Here is a 24,411-nt window from a genome sequence, read left to right as displayed (position 1 = left end):
AACACATCCTCGGCATCAAACCCGCCACCGAGAACGAGAAACTGAGCGGCACCCCGTTTCATGGAGGCCCTGATGCCAGGGTTACGATCCTGGTGAAGGAGATCCACCAGCACCTTGGCAGCGCCTCGTAAATACCCGGACGAGCTCCGCGAGCGCGCAATCCGTGAGGTCCGGGCCACCGGCCGCGCCCAAGCTCAAGGCCCTCCACCTGGTCGACGTGCTCGGACCGCACCAGCTGCGGGCCGAGCGCGAGTCCTGGCGCAACGTCGAGTGGTCGAGGAATCTGCGGGACGGCGACCGGCTTGCCGCGCTGGTCGAGGAACATCTGCGGACGGGACAGCCGCTGCCGCGGATTGAGGACTTCCAAGTGACCAAGCGCCTCCGCTCGGGGTGGGACCCGAAGGATCCGCTGCTGACAGCCAACTTCCAGCACGTGCTACGGCCGACGGGACACCGGGACATTCACAAGGCTCTCTTCGCCCAGGCCCGGCCGCTGCTGGAGGATGCGGTCGCCGAGGTCGGCACCGAGTACCTCTGGTGTCGCAACCCTGCCGACGCCCCTCGCGCGGACACCGGCGAGTTGATCCCATGGTCGTTGCCCCTGTCGAACAGGTCCTCTGATGCCTTGATCCGGATCGCAGGTCACGCCTGCACGGTCGCCACCTCCGCGTTGACGGGGATGCGGTCCAGCGAACTGTTGGAGCTGACGGTCGGCTGCCGCCGCACGGACGACGCCGAAGGCACCGGCCTGGCCCGGCACCGCCTGGTCAGCAAGGTCGTCAAGGGGCGTCTACGGGGCGGCGAGGTCGACGAGTGGGTCGTCATCGAGGAAGTCGTCCGTGTCATCGCCATGGCCGAGCAGCTCACCGACTCTAGGCCTGGACAGCCGTTGTTCGGCGCGTTCAACGGCTTCGAGTCCAACGGGGCCATGACCTGGCTGCGGCAGTGGGTCGCCTCGCCCGCCGGGCGCCGCATGGGCCTGGAGCCGATCCCCGACGAGCCGGTGCACCCCCGCCGCCTGCGGCGGACACTGTCTGTCGAGATGGCCGCCCGCCCTGGGGGACTGCTGGCCACCAAGGTCCACTTCAAGCATCTGCAGGTGGCCACCAGCGAGGGATACGCCGGCCGACCGGGCGGCGCCCAGGCCGTCTTCCACCACGAGTGGAAGAAGGAGGAGGCCAAGGAGAAGCTCAAGCGGACGGTCGAGGCATACCGGCTGTTCGAACAAGGCCAGATGCCCGCCGGCCCGGGAGCCGACGCGCTGCTGGCTTCCTTCCGCGCCGTCGAGAAGGAACTGGCCGACCACGAGCCGGGCCCGGCGAAGGCGGTCACCGACCGACAGATCGAGCTGCTGCTGAAGAAGAAGGCATCGGTCCTGCACCTTTCCGCGGCGAACTACTGCTGGTTCGAGGACCCGGCGAAGGCGCTGTGTCTCAAGCTCGCCGGCACCAGGTCCGCCGCAGCTCCGCTGACCGGGCTGTGTGACAGCGCCCGCTGCCCACAGGCCACCCACCACATCATTCACCGTTCCGTCTGGCAGACCACAGCCGACAACGGCGTCGTCCTGCTGGCCAGCCCTCGGATCCCGCCCGTGGAGAAGACCCGGCTGCGGGCCGAGCACGAGCGGTCCATGCGGGTTCTCGAAGAGATCGACACGGCAGCCGGAAAGGCCGGGATGACATGGCACTGAGCCACCAGCAGCGCGACCAGATCGAACGGCGCGTCCGCGCGGCTATCGACCGGCTGCTGGCCGGGCAGATCCCGCCCGGCGGCGCCTGCGACGTCAAGACGCTCGCGCGCGAGGCGGGCATCTCCCGCGCCTCCCTCTACCGAACCTGGGGCCACCTCAAGGACGAGTTCGAGAAGCGGCGGGCAGCCGCCTGGGCAGCCGGCCAGCAGCCCGACCCCCGCGAGGCGCGCATCGCCCGACTGCGGGACCTCAACCAGCGGCTCACCAGCAAACTCGCCCGCACCCACACGAGCTCACCCAGCTCAAGGAGCGTCACCGGCACCTGCTGTCGGTCCTGGCGGCCAAGGACGACGAGCTGCAGCGTCTGCGTCGCCAGCTCAGTACGTTCGATTCGGTCCCGGACCAAGGGCAGGGGGACAACACCGAGGGCGTCGTCCCCCTGCCCCGGTGCGTCGACTCGGTAGATGCTGGACAGGCTAGGGTTTTGCCCCCTTGCGCTTGCCGGTGAGGATGATCAGGTCGGGCTGGATCTGCTCCGACGGCTCACCCGGCGCCGTTCACCAGCAACAGGAGCCGCCGCAATTGTGACCCGCCTGCGGATCACCGGAAATGACGCCGGCCGAGGTGGGATTCCAGGGCTCCAGCCACACATCTCCGATTTCGCATAGGTAGCGACATCTAGCTAATTGCGCGACTTTCCGCATGCATCCAGTTGCGCTGCGTATTGACTCTTGTGACGGGGGACGGTCGCACCTGGTCGTTTCCTATGGGCGAGGGTGAGGAGTGGGTATGGCGATCGAAGAAGTTGCGCCGGCGTCGGGCGCTGTGCGGCTGAGGGAGATGCTGCGCGGTACGGCCACCGCAGGCGAGAGCCGGCTCATGCGTGGCCTGCGGCAGGGTCAGGAGCTGGGGGTGCTGGTCGGTGCCGCGCTCCATGCCGCCGAGCGGTCCAGGCTGGGGAAGGCCCCTACCGACTTGGAGCGGGTGCTGCTGAAGGCGTTGGGGGATCTGATGCCGCAGGCGGATGTGCACGCGTGCGGGCAGGAGTACCGGTCGGCGGTCGCGGATCTGGGGTCGCTGGACATCGTGCCGGCCTCGGTCACCTCTCGGTCGCTAACGTCGGGGTACACGCGTGCCGATTTCGCGGAGCGCCTGCCGGTAATCGGCCGGGAGGCGGTCACGCTGCCCAATGCTGCGATCGTGGATCCTGCGGTACTCGCTGCCGGGCAGCCGATCGACACGGCGGAGTTCACCGAGGGCCTCACCGAGTTCGGTCATGGGGCGACCGTGTTCAACCGACCCCCGGTGCCCCCGGAAGAGCGGGGCAAGCCCGTGCCCGGTTACCAGGCCAAGGTGGAGTTCGACAGTTTCTACGTTCGCCGGGCGGTGGGCGACCAGTGGGGCGGCAAGGACGAGATCTACTGGACCGTCGCGGCCTCCTCCGACAAACACAAGGCCCCCACCTACAAGTCCGGGGAATTCGGCTCGATCAAGAGGGGCAACACGCGTCGGTTCACGGGAACGGACCGGGTGGTCTTCGACGGGCAGGCCGGCACGCATCTGGGCCTGCACATCGCTGCCTGGGAGGCCGACCAGAGCAGCTCCGAGTGGTACGACAAACTCTTCGAAGTCCTGCAAGAGGTGATCGACGGACTGGAGATCTTGGACCTCCTCAACAACTTCAACCCCACATTCGCAGGTGATCTCATCGGCTACGCACTGGAGATCACGAAGCTGTTCATCTTCCTCAAGGAGTACCTGCGCAACAACGACGACCTGTCCTGCGAGCGGATGTTCATCTTCGACCGCCACACCCTGGTCACGCTGTACAACCGCGGGCAGGACACCTGGGAATTCAACGGTGAAGGCCACCACTCCCTGCGCATCCGCTACAGCGGTGAGCGCCCGGTCTTCCCAGCCGGGGACCTGGAGTACGTCACCCTCACCGGCTCCGGCGCCGCCACCAAGGCGAGCGCACCCCTCGCGCTGGGCTGGACCAGCTCCGCACCCCCGGCACTGGCCTCCTACGACGGCAAGCTCCACGCCGCCTACATCCGCCCAGGCGACCGGGCCGTCATGTGGAGCGTCCTGGACAACGGCACCTGGTCGGAACCCGTACAGGTGCGCTACTTCGCCAGCGACTACGCACCGGCCCTGGCCGCATACGGGAACAAGCTGTACATGGCGCACACCGGGACGGACGGAGCAGTGTATGTGTGCAGCTACGCCGGCAGCGGGCCGTGGAGCACGGAAACCAAAGTGCCCGACCTGCAAACCGAACGCGCGCCGTCCCTGACCCTTCACGGCCCGAACGTCCCCGTCGTTCGCAATCAGCTCGTACTCTGCCACCGGAACATGGGGGGCCAGGCCAAGCTTCACAGCATGACCCACGGCTCCGGCTCCGACGGCTGGTTCGCCGCCGGCGACCCCAGCGGCCGATGGTCGCCGGCGGCCGGGCCGTATTCGATCGCCTGCTACGACGACAGGATTTGGTACGCCTGCCGCACGGCCAACAGCCACAACCACACCGGCTGGTGCATCGTATCCGGCGCCCATTACGGTGAACTCGCCATGCCCTCGAACTGGCTTACCCCCGAATCGCCGACAATCACCGTCCACGACGGCAAACTGTGGCTGGCCGCCCGCGGAAACGACAGCAAGCTGTGGTTCCTGCACACCACTGGCGAGACCTGGCAGAGCGCTCCTACCGTCCCTGCTGGCGCCATGGAGGGCGAACCGGCCCTCGCCTCCCACAACGGCAAGCTGTACGTGATGTACCGCCGCTGACCTCCCTCTTCGGTTTCCGTCCGTGGGGCTCCGCAAGCCACGCTCATGACGCCCACCACAGCGGCACACCCGCCGGTCTACGGTGTGCCCGATGGTCGCCCGTCCCAGCGCCTACGGGCTGCACCGCCGTCGGCTCTTCCTCCGACGGCGGTGCAGCCGTGCGTGCGTAAACGAACAGGGCCGTCAGGGTCGTCGACCTGCCTGGGCATGTCACCCACATGAAGGAAGTGGGCGGCGCAACATGGACGCCATTCGACCGAGACAGACACCCGATTCTCCCGAAAGGCTAAGAACATGAGCTTCCCTGCCGGAGCGAGACACCGGCGAAGGCGGACACGGCCTTCGCCGCGTTAACCCACTGGTCCCCGACCTCATGGGCGACGTACAGGGTGGCGAACACGGCGGCAAAGGTGGCAGCGGACTGGTTCATGATGCGTGGCCTCCTGTCTGCGACGGATGGGTGCGAGACGGGGCGGCCGTGCGCCTGGCAGTGGACGGCCGCCCCGGCCGGGGCTCAGGCCTGCTGCTGGGGAGTGGTCGCCCACTCTTGCCAGGCCCGGGAGGAGACTCCGCGCGGGCCGGGGTTCTCCAGCGCTTCCCGCCGGGTCTGGGCGGTCGACCGCGGGGCGTCCATCGCGGCGGCCAGCGCCCCGACGGACCCGCCGAGTTCGCGGTGCTGGCGGATCGCGGCATCCCGGATGCCCGCCAGCCGAGGCAGAAGCTTCACGTCCAGGTCCCGGATCACGGTGTCCATCTCCGAGTCGTGGACCTCGGTGGTGCCGGCGCCTTCATCGCGGCAGACCTGGCCCGTGCGGAGCATGGCCAGCCCCCACAGCGCGGTGTCGAACCAGTCGGCCAGGCCCTCGGCTTCGGCCGCGCCGATCGCGGCGACCTCCTCGGCCGTCAGGCTCACCGTGATGTCCATGCCGCCATCGGGGCGAAACTTGCTACGGATCATGGAATCCCCCTTGGTTCGGTGTACGGAACTCCGTGCACCGAAGACTGTATGGAACTCCGTACAGTCGTGCAAGGGGTCTGCCCGGCAGGCGGAGGAACGCGGTGTGTCTGCACGGCTCGTGGTCGGACCGTGCGTGCGGAGTGAGTGGTTGTTCGTCGGTGGAGCAGTCACCGAAGGTCGGCCCAGACGGCGCGCGGTTCGTAGCCGAACATCAACGGGCTTCGTCACGGGCCGGCGCCGGCAGCAGGTTGTCTCCGGGCCACAGGTCCCGCTCGGCCACCAGGCCGGCGAGGAAGCCGCTGATCCGGGCCAGGACTTCGTCGCGCTGCGCGGGCCCGTGGTCGATCAATTTGCCGGACGCAGCATCAAGGGTGCGGACGTGGCCGTGGGGTCCGGTGCAGATCAGGGCGCGCGCGATTTCCGGCAGGCCGAGGTTGAGGGCGTCGCACTCTCCTGCATGGACGAGTTGCACGAGGTCGGTGGTGACTTTCTCCCAGTCGCCGACCCTCGGCCACTCGGCGCCGCCGTCCAGTTCGTGGGTGAGAGTGGAGAGCGGGATGATCTCGCCCGGCTGGCGTCCCTGGGTGAGGCGGTCGTGGATCCGAGCGCCGTCGGGTTGCTGCACCTGGGGGTGGAGCAGGGAGTCGGCGGCTATCACGGTGGTGTTGATCTCCTGCGCGCCATTGCCGAGGTAGTAGGGCTCGTGCGCGAAGAGCAGATAGACGTCCCTAGTACAGGCAGGGTCGGAGGGCTGAGTCTGGCTCATGGGTCGGTATCCCTTCAGAGATGAAGTGCCGGGTGGGGGCGGAGGGGTGGGCCGCCTCGCTGGTTCGAAGCCGGGCGGGAGCGGACCCAACGAGCCTTCGCCACCGCGGGGCTGGTCGGCCTCGCCCGAAGCCGACTCGGCGCGGGTGCGCTCGAGGGTCTGGGCGACTTGGTCGGCAAGCTGGACCATCAGCCGCTCCCGGTCGATGAGGCGAGCCGAGGCCGAGCGGGTGTCCTGGCTCTGGAGCAGGTCGGCGGCGTCCCACAGCAGGTTGTGGCCGATCTCGGCCGAGCGGCGCAGTTCGTAGCGGTCGCTGTCAGCGGAAGCCTGGACGATGTAGGTGTGCAGGGCGGCGAGGCGCTGCAGGTACTGGCAGGCGGCGTCTCCTTCGACGCTGCGGACGTGTTCGCGGGCCCGGCCGTCAAGCCGGTCGGGCAGGTGCTCGGCAAGCAGCGGGGCGAGCAGCATCGCGGGGAGCACGACGTCCGTGGGGATGCCGCGGCTGAGGGCGGACAGGGCGGCGAAGAGGCTGATGACGCCCACGAGGACCGCGGAGAGCCGCATGGCGGCGGGGCTCGTGCTGGTGAGGGCGATGCGATGGGCGGGGCGCCTGGTCAGCCAGCGCAGGGCCAGCCGTTGTGTCAGCGTCGCGCCTGGGGTGAGCACTCCGATCTGTCGGGGGAGGGCGGGCAGCGTGCCGTCCCCGGGCACGGTCCAGGTCAGCCAGCCCCACCCTGTGCGCTCGTGCACGAGCACGGGTTCACACGTGCCAGTGCTCGCGGTGTCGTGGCAAACGTGGCCAGCCAGCAGCGCGCGGGATCGTTCTTCCTCCCAACGTCGCGGTTCGCGAGCGAAGGGACGGAGAGGCTGCTGGGGTGCCGTCCGGGGTGAGTGGAGCGTGTCCGTCATGAAGTGCTCCCTTCCAGAAGGTCGGTCATTGCGGCCAGGGCGGAGGTGCAGGTGGCACAGCGGCCGTCGCCGTCGGGGTGAGCACGGCGGGGAGTCGGCCCGGGACAGGTGCGGCACAGCGGCCAGTCGAGGCAGGCCGGGCAGAGGTCTTCACCGGGGGCGGTGCCGGGCCTGCCGCAGCCCGCGCATTCGACGAGCGCCCGGTAGGTGATCGCCTGGTCGACCGTGCGGGCGGCGGCGGACGTCGTGGAGGGGTGTACCGCCCACGAGGCCTCGCCCTCGTCGACGTCGTCGACGCAGGCAACAGGAGGCGGGTAGAGCTGAGCGGAGCGCAGTCGGGCGGCGACGATCGCATCGACAGACGTGCGGATCCTGCTCGGCAGTGGGCGACTGGTGATGACGTGGCGCAGTTGCTCTGAGCTCCAGCCGGCGTCCAGCATCGCGGTCATGACCCGGCCCTGGTCGTACAAGGCCTTCTCCTGCAGCAGCAGTTCAGGGTGGGCCGACCCGATCGACAGCAGCAGCCGGGTGCCCGGATCCAGATCCTGCGGCGCCGGCGTAACCGCCCCCTTCGCAGCCGCAGCCGCAGCCGGGCGGCCGCTCGTGCGCTCACCGCGGGCGCACGGAGGGACGGAACTGGTCTTCTGCTTGTTGGTCTTCTTACTGATGGTGTTCTTTGTGGGGCGGTCAGCCAACGTAGGGTTATCCAGTCCTGGATTTCCCGACTCTGGTTGTGACCTGGCGTTTTGCAGGGCGGGCAGATCGGTTATGACGTACATTGCCGAGCCGAGGGTGCCGTCGGGGTTGCGGTCGCGGTCTCGCTGCAGGAAGCCGTAGCGCGCAAGCTCCTCCAGGCCGGTCGTCACTGCGTCCACGCCCTCGCGGCCGCGCCGGGCCAGGTCCGCGACCGTCATGTGCCAGCCCTCGCGGTGGGTGCTGATCAGTCCGAACAGTCCCTTTGCCTTGAAGGACATGCGGCTGTCGCGGAACAGGCCGTTGGCGATCTGGGTGAACTGGTCGCCGGCCATCGAGCCGCGGCGGATGCCCTTGCCGTAGTCGCCCCGGCCGTCCTTGGGTGCCGACGGCGCGTGGAGTGCTGTGGCGGCGTCTGCCATGAGGGCATCGACGAAGGTGGGGTGGTCGGTGATGGAGTAGACGATCTCGCCGAGGGTGCCGTTCGTACGGCGCAAGCGTTCGCGGACCAGGTAGCCGTGGGTTTCCAGTTCCTGCAGTCCGGTGCGTACCGCGTCCCGTCCGTCGGGTCCGGAGCGGACGAGGCCGGCGACGGTCACCTGCCAGCCGTCCTGGTGGGTGCTGATGTACCCGAAGATTCCTTTCGCCTTGTAGCTGAGGCGGTTGTCGCGGAACAAGCCGTTGGCGATCTGGGTGAACTGGTCGCCGGCCATCGAGCCGCGACGGATCCGTGCTCCGTTCATCGCGCGTCCGCAAGTGCGCTGTGCGCGCGGCAGCCGGGGCATCCCACACCGCTCACGGAGGCGAGACGGCCGGTGCCTGCGGTCAAGGGGACGTGCGTGAGATGCATACAGGCAGCTCACCCGTCGACGCCGACCAGGGCGGCGGCCACAACCCCCGACCATCCATCACGATCCGGCAACATGCGCGCTGGGCTGCCGTGGTCGGGTCCGTGGTCGGGCCCGACCAGCCGTCGGTCAGGCGCCACACGCGCGGCGTAGTCGCGCAGGGCCGCAGGACGCTGGGTTGTTCAGCTCAGGTGTGTCTGGGCCGACGCGGTGCATGCCGCATCTCATGTCACGAGGTGTTGCGCGCCCGCCATTGAATGGGTGGCTCGGGTCTGATCTCTTGGCCTCAACGCGAGCCCCTGCCACATCGGACGCTGTTGGTAAGTGCTGGGCCTGCGTGACGACGGCCTGTGTGACCCCGTTGGGGTTGTGCAGGCCGTCGTCGTGTTTTCTGGGGTGGGTTCGTGTCGTTGCGCGGGGTGGATTTGGCGGAGATCCCGGAGGAGACCGCGCGGGTGGCTCGCGCAGTGTTCCCGAAGGGCTGTCTGGCGATGCGGATTCGGGATGTGCTCGGGCCGGTCTTCGCCGACGCCGACTTTGAGGAGCTGTTCCCGGCGCGGGGGCGGCCGGTGATCTCGCCGGCCCGGTTGGCGCTGGTGTCGGTGTTGCAGTTCGCCGAGGGCCTGACCGACCGGCAGGCCGCGCACGCGGTCCGCTCGCGTCTGGACTGGAAGTACGCCCTGTCGCTGGAGCTGACCGATACCGGCTTCGACTTCTCCGTACTCAGCGAGTTCCGGGCCCGGCTGGTGGAGGCGGATGCGGATCGCGCTTTGTTCGACGCGGTGGTGACCGCTGCCGGGGAGGCCGGGCTGGTGAAGGCGGGCAAGCGGCAGCGCACGGACGCCACGCATGTGCTGGCCGCGACCAGGGACTTGAACCGGCTGGAGTTCGTGGTCGAGACCTTGCGGGCCGCGCTGAACGAGGTTGCCGAGGCGGCCGGGGACTAGCTTGCGACACTGGCGGCACCGGAGTGGTTCGACCGCCACTCGGCCCGGCCGGAGGACAGTCGTTTCCCCTCCCGGTGGGCGGCCCGGGTCGAGCACGGCGACCAGTGCGGGGCCGATGGCATGGTGCTGCTGGAAGAGGTCTGGTCGCAGGAGGCACCGCCCGGCCTGCGGGTCCTGCCCGCGGTGGAGTTCCTGCGCCGGACATGGGTGCAGCAGTTCCAGCGCATCGAGGACGTCGTGAGCTGGCGGGAGCCGAAGAACACCCCGCCCGGCCTGATCCGCTTACGCACCCCGCATGAGCCCGAGGCGCGGACCGGTGCGAAGCGGGATCTGGGCTGGTCCGGCTACAAGGTTCACCTCAGTGAGACCTGCGAGCCCGACGCTCCACACCAGATCACCCATATCCACACCACCCCGGCACCGGTCAACGACGATGCCGTCCTGGAGGACATCCATGCCGCCCTGGCCGAACGCGGCCTGTTGCCGGACGAGCACCTTGTGGACGCTGGATACGTCGACGCCGAACAGATCCACCACGCCCGCCGCGATCACGGCATTGAACTGGTCGGCCCGGTCAAGTCCACCACCGTGAAGGGACAGACGAGCGGAGACATCTTCGACAACACCCGTTTCACCATCGACTGGGACCAGCGCCGGGCCGTCTGCCCCGGCGGACAGACCAACGTCGTCTGGCGGGAGGACCAGAGTCATCGGGGCACCCCGGTCACCCGGGTCCGGTTCGCCGCCCGGCACTGCGGCCCCTGCGAACTGCGGACCTCGTGCACCAGCTCCAGGACCGGTCGCAATCTGACCCTGAGGCCGAAGGCCGAGCACGACATCCTTCAACAGGCCCGTATCGAGCAGGACACCGACCGTTGGCGCCGCCGCTACGGACACCGCGCCGGCGTCGAGGGCACCATCTCACAGGGCGTCCAGGCGTTCGGCCTGCGCAGATCCCGCTACCGCGGCCTCACCAAAACCCGGTTGCAGCACCACTTCACCGGCGCCGCCATCAACCTCGCCCGCATCGATGCCTGGCTCACCGGCAGACAACTCGCCCGCACCCGCGTCTCCCCCTTCGCAGCATTCCGCCCCGCTGGATGAGATCCAGCGGGGCGGATTTACCAACAGCGTCCACATCGGCAGGGGCTTTTCCGTGCCTGGCCGTCGGGGCACCGAGGGAGATCCCTGGAACGGACGGAAGCCGCCATGGACGAGTGGTGGGTCGTGGGCGGGCCTCGCGAAGGGGTCGGTGCTTCCTCTGAACGTGCACCTCGATACGTCGAGTTGCGGGGCTAACCCTTGGGTTCTCCATCGTCCTCTTCACCGTCCCGTTCCGGTACGGCGCACCTTTCCGATACAGCTCTTGGAGGAGCAGTGAGTAACAAGCAGGGCATCCCCAGGCCGGATCCGTCCGGCGCAGCGGTCAGTGGGCGTCCGGCACAGCCCTCGCAGGAGGCCGGGGACAAGGCCTCGGAGCGGAAGGACTTCGCGAAGAAGGCTGGCCTGGCTGCGATCGGCGGAGCATTCTCCGGAACGTTCCGTGTTGTGGCTTCCTCGATCCGCGACGCCCTCCTTGGGGACTCCGGGACGGAATGAGGCCGCCCGCTTCAGCGGTCTGGCTACCCGCTGTGCTCCGCGGCCCGCGTTGAATGACGGTCCGATCCCGGCTGCGCAATCAGTGCGCACTGCCGCCTGCGCAGTCGCGGGCGGGCCGTTGCGCACACGTTGCGCACCGGGTCGCGGATCGTGCGCAATCGACTTGCGCGTGTGAGTGCGCAGCCCCGCCCGGGCTCCTCGGGGTCCGGCTGCGCATCCGCCTGCCGCTGCGCAGCCCCCAGTGCGGAAGTCCGGGGGCTGCGCGCCCGCAGGCTTCATACGGCGCGCACTTGGCGCCGGCCGCCCCGATCGGCGTGCGATCCGCCGTGTCGGAGCGGGGCTCCGTGGGGTGCGAAATGTCGTGGTCGGGTCTGTGGTCGGGGCGACCATGGGCCCGACCACGGGCTTGTGTCCCCTTCGTGATCGTGGTCGGGCCTTCGTGGTCGGTGGTCGGGTCGGGGTCGACGGGTTGTCTCGGGTCAGAAGCAACAACTCGCTATGACCTGGGAGTTTGGAATGTCTCCTGCCAAGCAGGCAGCGGAGAAGCACGCTGCTCCTCCGACCGCTGCGGGGGCTCGGCTGCAGCAGATGCGGCGCCGGGTCCGCCTGGGCCATCTGGGTGTGTGGGCCGCGGTGGCGGCGGGCCCCATCGCGCTGGCCGTCACCGTGGCCACCCCCGCGACCGTGGTCCGTGCTGCCCCCGCGACGAAGCCGACCACAGTGAAGACGGCCGTGCCGGCCAGCCCGGCCGGGTACGCCACGGTGTTCCTCGACGCGTGGCTGCGCAGCCGCTCGGGCGCCGAGAGCACTGCGCAGGCCCGGCTTGCGCAGTCGATGGGTCCGGACGTTGATCTTCCCGAGGCTTCGGAGGCGCAGCCCGAGCCGGAGTCAGTCGTGGCGGTGCGCAGTGCGCAGCAGACCGGCAAGGCGTGGTCGGTGACGCTGGCTGCGCAGTACGCCGACGGCTCGGTGCGCTACTTCGCGGTGCCGGTCGTCGCCGACTCAGTTGGCGCCTCGTTCACCGTGTCCGGGGCCCCCGGGGTGGTGGCCGGCCCGGCCCGCGCCGAGGGGGCTCGGTCGCCGTACACGGTGACTGTCCCGACGGACAGCGAGGTGTCGTCCGCGGCTGGGGAGTTCCTCGCCGCGTATCTGGCGGGTGCCGGTGAGGTCGACCGTTACCTCGCGCCCGGCGTGAGTGTGTCGCCCGTCTCCCCCGCCCCGTACCAGACGGTCAAGGTCCAGCAGTTGCTTGCCGCCGATCAGGAGGCGGCAGCCGAGTCCGTCCCGGCGGACGGGACCCGGGTGCGGGTGATGGCCGAGGTCGAGGCCCGCGACAGTGCGGGGCGGTGGCCGCTGGCGTACGAGCTGACGCTCAAGGCCCGCTCGGGCCGCTGGGAAGTCGCCGGGCTGGAGTCCGGTGCCGCGCAGGCGGGGGGTGCCCGGTCATGACCGGTGTGCTGCTCGCTGGGAAGCTCGACGACCTTGGCGACTCGTGGATCACGATGTTCGAGAACTGGGCGACCAAGGGCCTGCAGGCCGGTCTGCTCGTGCTGGTCGTCGTGATCATGATCCAGAAGTTCTCGCTGAAGGCCGGGATCGGCGCGCTGCTCCTGATGGTGATCGCGCTCGGCCTGTACAACTCGCGCAACGACCTGGCCGACATGTTCGAGGACGAGGTCAAGAACCCGTCGAAGTCGGCGCCCGCCGTTCCCGGCATCGTGCAGGGCGATCCTCCGGCTGGCCGTGATCACTCCGCAGGCGTCGGAGGTTGGCTGTGAGTGCCGCCGCCGCGACCGCCTCCGTGCGAATGGGCCGCTTCTACACCTCGGCCCGCCGCCACCCGTGGGTGCTGGGCAAGGTCGCCGACTGGCGTATCCCTCTCGGCCCGTTCACGCCCGCGCAGATCCTCCTCGCCGTCGCCGGGGGCTTCCTTCTGGTCAAGACGATTCCGTGGTGGTCGTGGATGGGGCCCGTTCCCATCGCTGCCTGGCTGCTGGGCATATGGGCGGTGCGCCGTCCGAAGATCAAAGGACGTGCCCCGCTCCAGGCGGCCCTGGGCTGGCTGCTGCTGTGCTGGCAGCCGCGCGGGGGCCGGATCGGCGGCCGTGCAGCCCGCGACCACGCCGCCCGCACCCTGACCGGTGGCTTCGTCGTCGAGGGCAATGCCCCGGCTCCGGCGATCAGTGCGGCTCCGCGGCCGCGAGCCGCCGAGCGTACGGCGCACCGGGAGGCGGCACGGTCGCGGTCGGGCGGTCGCCCGGCGGCAGTCGGCGCTCAGCCGGTTCGGCCGGTGTCGGGTGTGCAGCGGTTGCTTGCGCGCGCCGAACAGGGGGGTGCGCGGTGAGGGTGCCGATCCGTCATATCGCCGGGCATCTGGTGTGGTCGACGCACGGCAGTGTGTGGGCCGTGTACCGGCTGCACCCGGGGCCGGACGAGCACGGCCGCAACGAGGAGAGCGTGCAGGGCACCTATGTGCCGGCCGCCGTACGGGAAGAACAGCTCGCCAAGATCACTCATCTGGTGCGGTCGCTGTCCGGGGCACCGCGGCTGTTCGGTCTGTGCGCCCGGGTCGATCCGGGGGAAGTTGCGCTGCGCATGATCGAGGGGATCGAACCCTCCGACACTCCGTCGGGCCAGACGCACCCGTGGGTGGAGAACGTCGAGGCCACGCTGGATCTGCTGGACGGGCAGGAGATGCACCGCCGCACCCTGTGGCTGGCGGCCCCGCTCCAGACCGAGGGCGCCGGCCTGCAGATGGCCGCTCAGTTCGGAGCGATGTGGGCGGAGATCGCCCCGACGCTGGGCATACGGCCGACGCCGGTAGCGCGGCGGGAAGTGACCGCGTATCAGGAGCAGGCCTCGCGGGTGGAGGCCGCGCTCGCCGGCGGCGTCGCGTTCCGCCCCGCCCGTCCGGCGGAAGTCGTATGGATGGTCCAGCACGCTCTGCACCGCGGACTGGACGAGCCGCTGCTGGCAGAAGCCGAAAGCAGCGAGCTGTACGGCGGGCAGGTACGCGAGGGAGTGCTGCACTCCCCCAGCTACGCCGATCTCGGGCAGGCCCGCCTCCAGGAGGGCGGCATCGACCCAGACCTCGACGACGTCGACGAGCTCAAGAGCGCCGACCAGCTCACCCGGTCCGGACGCAAGGCCTGGTGGCGGGTCAAGACGGCTTCCCCGCTGCGCAGGCGGTGGCTGCAGATCGAATCCGACGCCGGCACCGGCTACCAGGCGCAGCTGGCGCTCGCCGAGTGCCCGCCCGCGGTCAGCGCCGATGCCGCCGATCTGTTCGCCCAGCTGGAGACACTCGATTTTCCCGTCGACTACACCGTCGACCTCACGCTCGTGCCTGCGGAGAAGGCCCGCGATCAGGTGCGGCGCAAGCGCAACGAACTCGTCGACCAGGCCGACCAGTACGACGCCCGGCCGACCGGCATGCCCGCCTCGCTCACCGACGCCGCCCGCGACCTGGGCGAGCTCGACGCCCGTCTGTCGCGCACCTCGGTCGAGGTCGAGGTGCAGTCCGTGACCGTGCTGACCGTGTGGGGGCCGACCGCCGCGCTCTGCGACGCCCGCGCGCGGGCCCTGGCCTCGCTGCTCGGCGGCGCCGACTACCGAGCCGTGCGCCCGGCCGGGCTGCAGGAGGCGCTGTTCCTGCTCGGGCTGCCGGGCACCGCACGGCCTGGAGTGGTGCGCGAGTTCACGCAGCACCAGGTCTCCGAGGACTGGGCGTTGGGCGGCGCTTTCACCATCGGTGAGGTCGGTGACCCCAACGGCATGTTCCTCGGCATCGACCTGGACAGCGGCACGACCCGCCCCGTCATGATCAACGTCGCGGACGCTCCGAAGCACGACGCGTCCGCGTCCCTGGGCATCGTCGGTGATCTGGGGGCCGGGAAGAGCGTCCTGCAGAAGCTGATCGCGGAGGCGGTGTGGGCGCGCGGCGGCTGCGCGATCTGCATCGACCGCACCCCCGTACGTGAGTGGGCAACCTTCGCCCGCACCGCCGCCAAGGGCCGCGTCCAGATCATCGACGCCGCCCAGGCCGAGGTGTCCATCGACCCGCTTCGCATGTTCGACGGACCCGAAGGCCGCCACTACGCCCTGTCCTACCTGACCCTGCAGCTCGGCATCGGCCCGATGAGCACCAACGGCGAGGTCCTGCACCACGCCGTCGAGAAGGCAGCCGCCAGCGACGCCCCCTCCATGAGCCGCGTGCTCGAGGTCCTGGAGGAGATGGCCACGACCGAGGTGGGCAAGCGGCAGGACGCGGCGTCCGCGCTCGCCGGCCTCGTCCGCGTGGTGGCCACCAACTCACTGGCCCGCATGGTGTTCGACCCCACCCTGCCCCCGGTGCGGCTGGACGCCTCCAGTACCTCCGACATGATCGTGATCACGACCGCTGGTCTGAAGCTGCCGCCCAAGGCCGCGTTCGACAATCCGGAGGTGCTGCACCAGCAGCCGCTGGAGGCCCTGATCGGGCGCGCCGTGCTCTACCTGATCGCGGCGCTCGCCAGGCAGACCGCTTTCGAGGACCCCGAGCGGTTCACCGCGGTCGTCGCCGACGAGCTGTACTGGCTCACCTCGTCGGCCGAGGGCACCGCGCTGGTGCACGAGATCCTCCATGACGGGCGCAAGCATGGCGCCGGCTTGCTCGCTGCCTCTCACGACGCCGAGGAACTCGGCCCCGACCGCGGGCTGATGGCCTATCGGGCGCTCGCCCGCACGACCGACCGTGGACGCGCCCGGCGCGGCCTGGAGTTCGTCGGGCTCGACCCGAACGACGGCGAGCTGCTGCGGCTGGTGACCACTGGCCTGTCCCCCGTCGGGCAGCGCGGACGCGAAGGGGAGTTCCTGCTGGCCTGCCCGCGGCAGAACACGGGCCGGGTCAAGGCCGTCATCCCCCGCATCGAGCGGATCACCACCTCCATCGCCACCACACCGGGCCGCCGTACGAGCGCGAGCACCGCGCAGGCCTCCAGTGAGACCGAGACGGCCCGACCGAAGGAACACGTCTCATGAGCACGTCGTCTTTCTCCTCATCCCGCTCCCGGCGCATCGCCACCGCGGCGAGCGCCCTGACCGTGATCGCCCTCCCGGCCCTCCTGCTCGCCCTGGTCATTGGGGCCGGCGTGCCGGAGTCGTGGTGGCCACACACCGGCGAGGCCTTCGCCGTCGAATCCCCCTCCGGCTCCGCGCGCCAAGACGCGTGCGAGTCGAACTCGGGCCCGGCGAAGGAACACTGCGAACGCGGCCACCGCTCCCCCACGTTCACGGCCTCCACGGACGAAGCCCACCCGGACGGCGCCAGGGCAGCATGGATGCTGGTTCCGCCCGCCGCTGTGCTGACGGCCGTCGTCGTGTGGCCGCGCCGGGGCGCTGCCGGGCACGGGCGGCGCTGAATGTGGCGCCCAGACCGCGGCACGCTCCGATCGGCTGGCTTCGTCCTGGTGCTCACCAGTGTATTCGTCTTGGTGAACAGCCAGGTGGTGTATGCCGCCGGCAGCAACAGCGAGACCGGTGACCTGCTCGCACCGTTGAACATCGCCTCCTCCGAGGGTGTGGCGATCAACGGATATGAGCTGAACGCCGAGGGCGGGTCCATCGTCAGCTTCAAGACGCAGTCCCTCTCCTTCGCCCTGGGCGGCCTGTTCACCCTGATCCGACTGCTGGTCGGCCTGGCGGGATGGGCGATCGAGGTGGCCTTCCGGTTCCCGCTGCTGAAGATCCTCACCCGCCCGGCGCAGGAGGTGGCCGACGCCTACAACAGCGTGGTCGTCGACTCGCTCGGGCTGAAAGGTCTGCTGCTGGCCTGGGCGTTTGTTTTCGCCGGATTCATGATCGTGCGCGGTCGCATGGGACGCGGTCTGGGCGAAGTGTTCCTCACTCTGCTGATCGCGGCGTTCGCCGCTTCCACGTTCGTCCGTCCCGACTACCTGCTCGCCCAGGACGGCCCGCTGGGGCAGGGGCAAGCGGTGGCCGCCGAGGTGGCCCAGCAGAGCGTCGCCTCCTACGACTGGGGCGGCAAGATCGCCAGCCGGGAGACATGCGACGGCCTGGCCGGCAACGCCGAGATCAAGTGCCTGGAGCGGGAAGGTGAGCGTCCGGTCTCCGCAGAGGACGTAGCCCGGCCGATCCAGGACTCGGTCACCAATGCGCTCGTCGTCAAGCCGTACATGCTGCTCCAGTACGGGCGCATCCTAGACCCGGCGAAGGACTCCGACCGCAAGGCCTACGCCGTCCACCTCAAGTGGATCACCGGAGGCTACAAGGCCTCCGAGGGCACAGACGGTGAAGACAACGGGTGTGACCAGCTCGCGCCACCGCTCCGGTCCCACTGCGAAGAACAGAACGAAAAGGAGGACAACTGCCGCCTCCTCAGGGGTCCGGCCAGGGAGTCCTGCGAGCGGGACACCGGCGGCGGCCGCGCCGGCAACAGCTTGCCGGAGCTGACGCCAGGCGGCGAATTGCTGGACGCCTCGAACGCGATCGTCACGGACGAGGATCGCGAGTTCCACGCCTTCCTGCAGGACATGCGCAAGGCCGGCGACGTCGGCAAGGCGTGTGCCGCCTACGCCGAGGAACCCACTTGGTGGCGGGTCGGCGGAGCCGTGCTGCTGCTGATCGCCGCCCTGTTCATCTGCGGCATGCTGCTGAGCAGCGCGATCGTCCTGCTCGGCACTCAAGGCGTCTGCGCTGCAGCGGCGGCCGCCGGAGGCGTCACATTCGTCGCAGGCATGCTGCCCGGCCCGGCGCGCCAGTCGGTGTGGAAGTGGCTGTCACTGTGGGGCATTGCGGTTCTCGCCGTGGTGGGGATCTGCGCGTTCGTGCCGTTTTTCGGTATCGCCGTCGACGCGGTCGTCACCGACGGGCCCGACCTGATGGTGGAGCGGATCCTGCTGATCGACGTGCTGGCCATCGCCGGCGCTGCCGGGCACCGCAGGCTGCTGACCGGTATCGCCTCCTTCGGCCGTCGCATGGCCATGCGGATGCGTTACGCCAAGGTAGGCGGCACCCACCTGCCCGGTGATACCTCCGAGCTCGGCGCCGCACTCGCTATGAACTCCCCTGCCGCGATGGGCGGCTACGGCGGCGGGCTGCGCTCCTTCACCGGTGGTGGAGGCGGCCGGTTCGGGTTGCTCGGCACCCGCCAACGGCTGATGAACGCCCTGACTTCCCTGGTCGACGGCGCGGGCATGCCAGTTGACACCGGCCGCATGCTCGCCGACGCCACCGCCGAGGCCGGGCGTGGTCTCGCCCCGCTTTCCGCGGCGGCAGCCGTGGGCGGGCTGGGAGCACGGATCGGTGCAAAGAGCGGGCACTGGCTTCTGATCGGCCGTCGACCAGGTCACGAGCAACTGGCCAAGTGGCTCAAGCCCACCGGTGAGGGCGAGGAGGGCCCGGGCGGCCCGTCGGGCGCAGGAGAAGGCGGGTCGGGCAGCCCCGGCCCGCAGCGCCCCGCTGGGCCGCCCGACCGGTACCGCAACGAGGAGGGGCAGATCGTTGACCCCAACTCAGGTCAGGTGCTGCACGACCAGAACACCGACCGCACTCTGCTCGCGACCCGGGCCCATAACCGGCTGGCGCGATTCCGCGGGTACCGCATCCTCCACCGCGGCGGTCGAGTCGCTTACGGGGCGACATACGGGCTTCCCGCCAGCGTGCGCCGAGCACGGGGCGGCGGATCGCGCTACGCCCAGGACGCCCGGCAGCAGGTGAGGGTGTGGGGCAATACATGGCGTGAGGACGGCCGCGCCTGGGCCGACACAGGACGTCATGTTTCGCGTGTCCTGCGGGAGAACCCCGGAGACGGCGGCGGGCATGGCCCGACCGGCGGCGGCCGCCGCCTGCCGGCCGTTGCACCATCCGCCGCCGCCCGCCCGGCTGCTGCCCCGCGTCCGACCACGACCTCCGGCGGCGCGACAGCCCGCATGACTCCGTCCTCGCCGCGGTCCAGTGCACCGGCACCCAGGGCCGGGACCACCGCGCCAGCCCGGCTGAGCCCGGCACCGCGTCGGCGGCTCTCCGGAGGCGCAGCCTCTCCCCCCGCGCAAGGTGCGGGAGACCAGTCGGCTCCCTCCGCGGGCGCCGACACGGGGAGCGGCGGCCGCAACGTGGGGCGGGCCCGCATGAACGAGCTGATGCGGCAGGCCACAGCGATCCGAGAGATGCGCGAGCAATGGCAGCGCGACGACAGGTCCGGTGAGGACGAATGACAGAGGTACGGCGCCGTCGCATGGGGCGGTGGGGATGTGTAGGGGTGCTACTCCTGTTCGCTGCCGTGTGCTGCGCGGCCCCAGTGGGCAACGCGATCAGCGCATACGTCGCGCTGAAGACTGCGGCCCAGGACAACGGTGGAATCGCCGAGGGGGGCAGCGCCGCGGACATCCCGCCGCGGATGCTGACCGCGTACAAGAAGGCCGCCCAGCACGTCAGCAAGCATGTTCCGAAGTGCCAGGGCATGCGCTGGCCGATCCTCGCCGGTATCGCCAAGGTCGAGTCCAACCACGCTGCGGGCCGCAACATCGCCGCCAGCGGAGACATCCGGCCGAAGATCTACGGGGTGCTCCTCAACGGTTCCGGCGCAGGTGGAAACACCACGGTCTTCCCGGACACCGACGGCGGAAAGTGGGACGGCACCGCTCAAGGAGAGCGCGCCGTCGGCCCCTTCCAGTTCCTGCCCGCCACCTGGAGCAGCGTCGGCAAGGACGCTGGCGGCGACAAGGTTGCCGACCCGCACAACGCCGACGATGCCGCCCTCGGTGCCGCGATCTACCTATGCGGGGACGGCCGCGATCTGACCAAGCGGGCACAGCTGAGGTCTGCGATCTTCCAGTACAACCACTCAGGCGAGTACGTCGCGAACGTGCTGGGCTGGATCGACCAGTACACGGCGGCCGCCAAGGACCCGGACCTGAAGAACGTCTCAGGGAAGGTCCGCACCGTCATCAATGCGGCGCTGGCCCAGCGCGGTGTCCCGTACTCCTGGGGCGGCGGCAACGCGAGCGGCACGTCGTACGGGATCTGCTGCTCCCCCAGCGGGAAGTCCGGAACGAACATCAAGGGCTTCGACTGCTCGGGCCTGACCACGTACGCCTACGCCAAGGCCGGCATCCGCCTGCCGCGCACTGCGGCAGCCCAGGCCGGTGTGGGACAGCGGATCCCCGCCAGCCTCGGAACCAGCGCTCTCAAGCCCGGTGATCTGGTGTTCTACGCCTACGCCCCGGGGCACGACTCAACGATCTATCACGTCGGCATCTACGTCGGAAACGGTCAAATGATCAACGCTCCCCGCCCGGGCACGGTCGTACGGCCGGACGCGGTCAGCGCGATGTCGGGCTTCGCCGGAGGAGCCAGGCTGCTATGACGACACGCGCATCGCGCTCGCCGTTGCTGCTGCTAGTCACGACCTTGGCCCTGGCGGTGGCCGGTGTTGTCCTGCAGGCGCAGCCGCCCAGGGCCGGCAGCGCCTGCGACTCCGCCACCGACGGCCGTCCGGCCTTCATCCACCAGCCAGGAGACAGCGGTTCGAAGCCCCCGCCCGTCGAAAACGACCCCCGCTACGCCCTCCGAGTCGGTGCTACCACCGCATGGTGAAGGAGCGTCCGGTGATCAGGCCATCCAGCAAGCACTGGAGGCGGCATGGCCTGCGGACCTGGCCGTTGAAGACGAGCGGCAACTCCGGGCGGCCGGCCGTGACCTGCTGCGCGCTGATGCCACCGGTTTCGGCCGCGCCAGGTGGCCCGCATTCTTCGGCCGCCCGGATCAAGCCATCGCGCCGGCGTTCGCCACTGCCCGCTTCCGCATCCAGGCCGTCGTCGCCCGCCGCGACGGTGCCGCGGACCGGGCTGTGGTGCACCTGGTGTGGGCAGGCACCGACCGCGGCGGCACCTACACCGACGGCCGTATCACCAACCTGTCCTTCACCCGCACTATCAAGAGAGGAGAGTCGACATGGATTCCGCAGCGTCGAACCTGACGGGCCAGGCCTCTGCGAGCACCTCCGGGGAGGTGCTCGATCTGATCAACGGACTCGTCAACGCCGTCGACTGGCTCTTCGACCACTGGTACCTGCTCGCCCTCGCCATCTCCGTTTCCTGGGGCGTGGGAGAGGTAATGGTGCGCCACCTTGCGCAGCGGGCCTACGCCCAGCGAATGGCCCTGGAACTCACTCCGAACCGGCACTTCGACCCGGGCCTGGAGGAGATCTTCCGCCGGGGAGTGCAGCTGTCGAGGGCATCGACGAGCATGCCGTGGTGGGCGCCCCGCCGGTCGAAAACGGTGCAGATTCGATTGCGCGCCGACGGCTCCGCCCCCCTGCGCTATCGCATCGAAGGCCCAGCGGGCGGTGAACGGCTGTTGGCCATCACCCCGTTCGGGCCGAACGTCACCGTCGACCGGTCCCGCCCGATTAGGGACAAACCGCGCGACCATGTAGTTCGGGCGGAGTTCATCCTGCGCGGCAAGCTCACCGCCCCGTTGCGGGAGGTTCCTTTGGAGCCCGACCCGCTGCAGCCTCTTGTCGATGCCGTGTCCGACTTGCGTGCCGAACTGGGCGACCTCGCCGAGGTCCGCCTCGATATCCAGCGCGCCCCCAAGTGGGCACTGCGAGCTCGACGTCTGCAGATCTTGAGTGCTGCACGCCGCCAGGAGCGCCGGGAGACCCAGCGCGCGGCACGCTGGGTGCGCCAGGACGCCACCGGAATGGAAGACTCGCTCGTCTGGAATCTGCAGGCACTGGTCACCGGCAAGGACCGAGCAGCCGGGCGGCGGCTGGTGATGCCCCCGGTGCCGCGCCGGGTGGATCCGTCCGAGGCGCTGGGCAAGCTCGCCGACGACGATCACCTCGTGCGAGTGCAGTTGCTCGTGATGTGCGCGTCCAACATCGAAGGCCGCGCCGAGGCCCGCCTCGCGCAACTCCAGGCCGCGTTTGATGTTTTCGGCGGCCGGTCGCGGTGGGCCATGCGCGGCTGGCGGCTGGGACCGTGGCGGTTCGGCGCCGATCACTGGCCTACCCGGCGCAGGTGGGAACGCCGCTGGCGGTTGGGGCAGTGCCAGCCGCCCCGGGCGAACTGGGTACGTCTGGAGGAACTGACGGGGCTGCTCAAGCCGCCGACTGTTCACTGCCGGCTTCCGCTGCTCGCTGGTGACTTGCCGTCCTTCGAGTTCGCGAACCCTGAGCTGCTGCTGCAGGGCATCTACCGGGGGCCCGACGGGCGGAAGCGTCTGGTCGCCACCTACACGGCCGAGACGCTGTTCGAGTGCGGGGTGGGCAAGGCCGGTGGCGGGAAAACGGAACGTGCTCTGGCGCAGGCGATCGGGGTGGCGCACGCCGGCGGCGGGTTGATGTTCGTCGACCCGCACCGCGACTCCTGGCCCCGTGCCGCGACGTTCCTCGCCCACGATCACCTGATGCAGAGGATCGCGTTGATCGACCTCAACGCGGCAGGGCCCTCGCCGATGTTGAGCTCGTGGAATCCGATCGCCATGCACCCCGGACAGGAGCCGCACGACGTCGTCGAGGCGGTCACCGACGCCTTCGCGTCCATCCTCGGCTGGGACGATGCCGCCGCTCCCCGGGCGCTGACCATCCTCACGTCGTGCCTGGCGGTGCTCGTCGCCGTCAATCGGGCCGCCTGCCAGGCCGGGCGCCGCGATCACCAGGCCACGATCTTCCACGTACGGTCTCTGATCTCCGACCCGGGCTTTCGGGGGGCGGCGCTGGCCGCCGTGTCGGACCTGCTGGACGAGGAGACGCGGGCGTGGTGGCGGACGGTGTTTCCGACCTTCCCCCCGGACGCGTTCGGCGTGGTCCTCAACCCGCTCGCCCGGCTGGCCGCGAACCCGGTCACCCGTGCCTTTCTCGGTCAGCCGGTCGGCGTCTACAACAGCCGGGCCGCCATGGACAACGGGCTGATCGTGTGGGTGTGCCCGGCCGGGAACGGGCCCACCGACCGGCTGCTGACCGCGCTCATCGCACGGGACCTGTTGCGGGCGGTGCGCTCACGCCGAGACACACCAGAGGAGCAACGGCGTCCGTTCCGGCTGTACTTCGACGAGTTGATCACCCTGACCGGTGCAGCACCGGAGACCATCGCATCGATGTTCGAGGACTTCCGTAAGTTCAGAGTCACGGTGCACGGAATGACCCAGTTGCTGGGCCGCCTTCCGGCCCCGGTGCGAATGTCGTTGACACAGAACGCCTCCACACTGGCGTCCACGGCGGGATCCAAGACCGCGATCACCCCGATCACCGCGGAGTGGGGGGACAAGCCGACCCCGGACGAGGTGGCCGTACTCGACCGCTTCGAGCACTACGCGTCGTTCACCATCGGCGGCCGCCGCGTCGGACCGGTCCGGATCACCGGCCCGCACCTTGACGAGGTGTTCGCCGACTACGCGCGACCCCGCAACGTCGCCGCTCTGGAGCGCGCCGCAAGGGTTACAGCCGGGGCGGCGCCGCTCGACGAGCTCACCGCCACCGCTGCCACCCAGCAGGGCCGTGTCACCGACTTCCTTGCCCAGCGCGCACCCGCCGCGACCGCGGACGTACGCCTGAAGAAGCACGCGGAGGGATACCAGTGACCCCCGCCATCGCGAAACACACGTCCTACAACTTCTCCGTTCTCTCGAGGCCTGTCGAAGAGGGAACCGCTGTCTCACTCGACACCAGGCCTGTCCCGGATGGTCCGGCGGTCAAGGTCGGTCGAGGGCTGCGCCGAACAGGGGATCCTAGGCAGGCCTACTGGTGCAGCGGGGCCCCGGAAGCGAGCCGCACCCCCTCCTGCAGCTCTCGGTCGGCCGGGTCCGTCGCGTCGAGGTCCGCAACCCGGAGGATCGACGCCGGGCGCGGACCTGGCATCGCTGATGGGATGGGCAGCGTTGACGCCAGGCCAGCCGCAACTACCGTCTACAAATGTTGACACGGGGATCCTCGCTGCACCAAGATCTGAAGTCATCCGAGGCCGTACAGAGGCGCCCACTCGCCTGCTGGCCCGCTCGACTGTGGACTGCCGCACGCGGGATCTGGGGCAACGGTCTGCCGCATCGCGTTGCACGGGGAGACCGCGTGAAACTAGCACTACGCCACCCGAAGGCTGCCGTCTCGGAAGACCTGGACGACCACGGTCCCGCCAACACTCTCTGATTTCAGCTGGCCAGACCGAGCACAGACCGTCTCCCACGTCGGGGACGCCTGCGCGGGTCCAGCAGACCGT

The 24,411-nt window shown here is 69.7% G+C and carries 16 protein-coding genes and 1 pseudogene; 12 read left to right on the top strand and 5 right to left on the bottom strand.

Annotated features, from left to right (window positions below; translation table 11 throughout):
- Positions 1 to 163 precede the first annotated feature (163 nt).
- The 3 genes from HNR57_RS34605 to HNR57_RS34595 all read left to right on the top strand — a co-directional run bounded on the left by HNR57_RS34605 (position 164) and on the right by HNR57_RS34595 (position 4,477).
- Positions 164 to 1,690: a hypothetical protein gene (locus HNR57_RS34605; protein WP_246555236.1), complete on the top strand. Its 1,527-nt coding sequence runs from the start codon at positions 164 to 166 to the stop codon at positions 1,688 to 1,690.
- The gene (locus tag HNR57_RS34600; RefSeq protein WP_184566514.1) at positions 1,681 to 2,154 is read left to right on the top strand and encodes a hypothetical protein; all 474 of its coding nucleotides are present in this window, start codon (positions 1,681 to 1,683) and stop codon (positions 2,152 to 2,154) included. Before HNR57_RS34605 ends, HNR57_RS34600 begins: the two co-directional genes overlap by 10 nt.
- A 325-nt stretch (positions 2,155 to 2,479) precedes the next feature.
- The gene (locus tag HNR57_RS34595) at positions 2,480 to 4,477 is read left to right on the top strand and encodes a hypothetical protein (RefSeq protein ID WP_184566512.1); all 1,998 of its coding nucleotides are present in this window, start codon (positions 2,480 to 2,482) and stop codon (positions 4,475 to 4,477) included.
- 286 nt (positions 4,478 to 4,763) lie between these two features.
- On the opposite strand, the gene HNR57_RS34590 is transcribed toward HNR57_RS34595, so the two are convergent.
- The 4 genes from HNR57_RS34590 to HNR57_RS34575 form a co-directional block, all read right to left on the bottom strand.
- Complete coding sequence (locus HNR57_RS34590) at positions 4,764 to 4,907, bottom strand: hypothetical protein (RefSeq protein WP_184566510.1); 144 nt, start codon at positions 4,905 to 4,907, stop codon at positions 4,764 to 4,766.
- An 84-nt stretch (positions 4,908 to 4,991) separates the two neighbouring features.
- Positions 4,992 to 5,435, bottom strand: a complete 444-nt coding sequence (locus HNR57_RS34585; RefSeq protein WP_184566508.1) for a hypothetical protein — start codon at positions 5,433 to 5,435, stop codon at positions 4,992 to 4,994.
- Positions 5,436 to 5,646: 211 nt separating this feature from the next.
- The gene (locus HNR57_RS39980) at positions 5,647 to 6,951 is read right to left on the bottom strand and encodes a hypothetical protein (RefSeq protein WP_313675591.1); all 1,305 of its coding nucleotides are present in this window, start codon (positions 6,949 to 6,951) and stop codon (positions 5,647 to 5,649) included.
- A gap of 155 nt (positions 6,952 to 7,106) precedes the next feature.
- The gene (locus HNR57_RS34575) at positions 7,107 to 8,546 is read right to left on the bottom strand and encodes a hypothetical protein (RefSeq protein ID WP_246555234.1); all 1,440 of its coding nucleotides are present in this window, start codon (positions 8,544 to 8,546) and stop codon (positions 7,107 to 7,109) included.
- 509 nt (positions 8,547 to 9,055) lie between these two features.
- Between HNR57_RS34575 and HNR57_RS34570 the strand changes: the two are divergent.
- From HNR57_RS34570 to HNR57_RS34535, 8 genes and pseudogenes are all read left to right on the top strand, one after another.
- Positions 9,056 to 10,702, top strand: a pseudogene (locus HNR57_RS34570) (IS1182 family transposase).
- A gap of 1,011 nt (positions 10,703 to 11,713) precedes the next feature.
- Positions 11,714 to 12,646, top strand: a complete 933-nt coding sequence (locus HNR57_RS34565; RefSeq protein ID WP_184566506.1) for a conjugal transfer protein — start codon at positions 11,714 to 11,716, stop codon at positions 12,644 to 12,646.
- Positions 12,643 to 12,975 (top strand): hypothetical protein, encoded by a 333-nt coding sequence (locus tag HNR57_RS34560; RefSeq protein ID WP_184566505.1) that lies wholly within the window; start codon positions 12,643 to 12,645, stop codon positions 12,973 to 12,975. Before HNR57_RS34565 ends, HNR57_RS34560 begins: the two co-directional genes overlap by 4 nt.
- 29 nt (positions 12,976 to 13,004) lie before the next feature.
- On the top strand, positions 13,005 to 13,541 hold the full coding sequence (locus HNR57_RS34555) for a hypothetical protein (RefSeq protein ID WP_184566624.1): 537 nt from the start codon (positions 13,005 to 13,007) through the stop codon (positions 13,539 to 13,541).
- On the top strand, positions 13,538 to 16,216 hold the full coding sequence (locus tag HNR57_RS34550; protein WP_184566504.1) for an ATP-binding protein: 2,679 nt from the start codon (positions 13,538 to 13,540) through the stop codon (positions 16,214 to 16,216). Before HNR57_RS34555 ends, HNR57_RS34550 begins: the two co-directional genes overlap by 4 nt.
- Complete coding sequence (locus tag HNR57_RS34545) at positions 16,213 to 16,596, top strand: hypothetical protein (RefSeq protein WP_184566503.1); 384 nt, start codon at positions 16,213 to 16,215, stop codon at positions 16,594 to 16,596. The genes HNR57_RS34550 and HNR57_RS34545 overlap by 4 nt, the downstream gene beginning before the upstream one ends.
- Positions 16,597 to 19,410, top strand: coding sequence for a hypothetical protein (locus HNR57_RS34540; protein ID WP_184566502.1), 2,814 nt, complete (start codon positions 16,597 to 16,599; stop codon positions 19,408 to 19,410).
- Positions 19,411 to 19,493: 83 nt separating this feature from the next.
- The gene (locus tag HNR57_RS34535) at positions 19,494 to 20,561 is read left to right on the top strand and encodes a C40 family peptidase (protein ID WP_313675587.1); all 1,068 of its coding nucleotides are present in this window, start codon (positions 19,494 to 19,496) and stop codon (positions 20,559 to 20,561) included.
- Positions 20,562 to 20,774: 213 nt separating this feature from the next.
- On the opposite strand, the gene HNR57_RS34530 is transcribed toward HNR57_RS34535, so the two are convergent.
- Positions 20,775 to 21,053 carry a hypothetical protein gene (locus HNR57_RS34530; protein ID WP_184566501.1) on the bottom strand — a complete coding sequence of 93 codons (279 nt, stop codon included), beginning with the start codon at positions 21,051 to 21,053 and terminating at the stop codon, positions 20,775 to 20,777.
- A gap of 95 nt (positions 21,054 to 21,148) precedes the next feature.
- Between HNR57_RS34530 and HNR57_RS34525 the strand changes: the two genes are divergently transcribed.
- Complete coding sequence (locus HNR57_RS34525) at positions 21,149 to 23,779, top strand: ATP/GTP-binding protein (RefSeq protein WP_184566620.1); 2,631 nt, start codon at positions 21,149 to 21,151, stop codon at positions 23,777 to 23,779.
- The last annotated feature ends 632 nt before the right edge of the window (positions 23,780 to 24,411 follow it).

The organism is Streptomyces paradoxus (genome assembly GCF_014202475.1).
Taxonomy (GTDB): domain Bacteria; phylum Actinomycetota; class Actinomycetes; order Streptomycetales; family Streptomycetaceae; genus Streptomyces; species Streptomyces paradoxus.
Note: the sequence above shows the minus strand (reverse complement) of the source record. Positions and strands in the feature narration are given on the sequence as shown.

What these genes read in the sequence shown, in the direction of transcription:
- HNR57_RS34600 (WP_184566514.1), top strand. Translation starts at nt 1,681, where the DNA reads ATGGCACTGAGCCACCAGCAGCGCGACCAGATCGAACGGCGCGTCCGC.
- HNR57_RS34595 (WP_184566512.1), top strand. Translation starts at nt 2,480, where the DNA reads ATGGCGATCGAAGAAGTTGCGCCGGCGTCGGGCGCTGTGCGGCTGAGG.
- HNR57_RS34590 (WP_184566510.1), bottom strand. Translation starts at nt 4,907, where the DNA reads ATGAACCAGTCCGCTGCCACCTTTGCCGCCGTGTTCGCCACCCTGTAC.
- HNR57_RS34585 (WP_184566508.1), bottom strand. Translation starts at nt 5,435, where the DNA reads ATGATCCGTAGCAAGTTTCGCCCCGATGGCGGCATGGACATCACGGTG.
- HNR57_RS34575 (WP_246555234.1), bottom strand. Translation starts at nt 8,546, where the DNA reads ATGAACGGAGCACGGATCCGTCGCGGCTCGATGGCCGGCGACCAGTTC.
- HNR57_RS34565 (WP_184566506.1), top strand. Translation starts at nt 11,714, where the DNA reads ATGTCTCCTGCCAAGCAGGCAGCGGAGAAGCACGCTGCTCCTCCGACC.
- HNR57_RS34560 (WP_184566505.1), top strand. Translation starts at nt 12,643, where the DNA reads ATGACCGGTGTGCTGCTCGCTGGGAAGCTCGACGACCTTGGCGACTCG.
- HNR57_RS34555 (WP_184566624.1), top strand. Translation starts at nt 13,005, where the DNA reads ATGGGCCGCTTCTACACCTCGGCCCGCCGCCACCCGTGGGTGCTGGGC.
- HNR57_RS34545 (WP_184566503.1), top strand. Translation starts at nt 16,213, where the DNA reads ATGAGCACGTCGTCTTTCTCCTCATCCCGCTCCCGGCGCATCGCCACC.
- HNR57_RS34540 (WP_184566502.1), top strand. Translation starts at nt 16,597, where the DNA reads ATGTGGCGCCCAGACCGCGGCACGCTCCGATCGGCTGGCTTCGTCCTG.
- HNR57_RS34525 (WP_184566620.1), top strand. Translation starts at nt 21,149, where the DNA reads ATGGATTCCGCAGCGTCGAACCTGACGGGCCAGGCCTCTGCGAGCACC.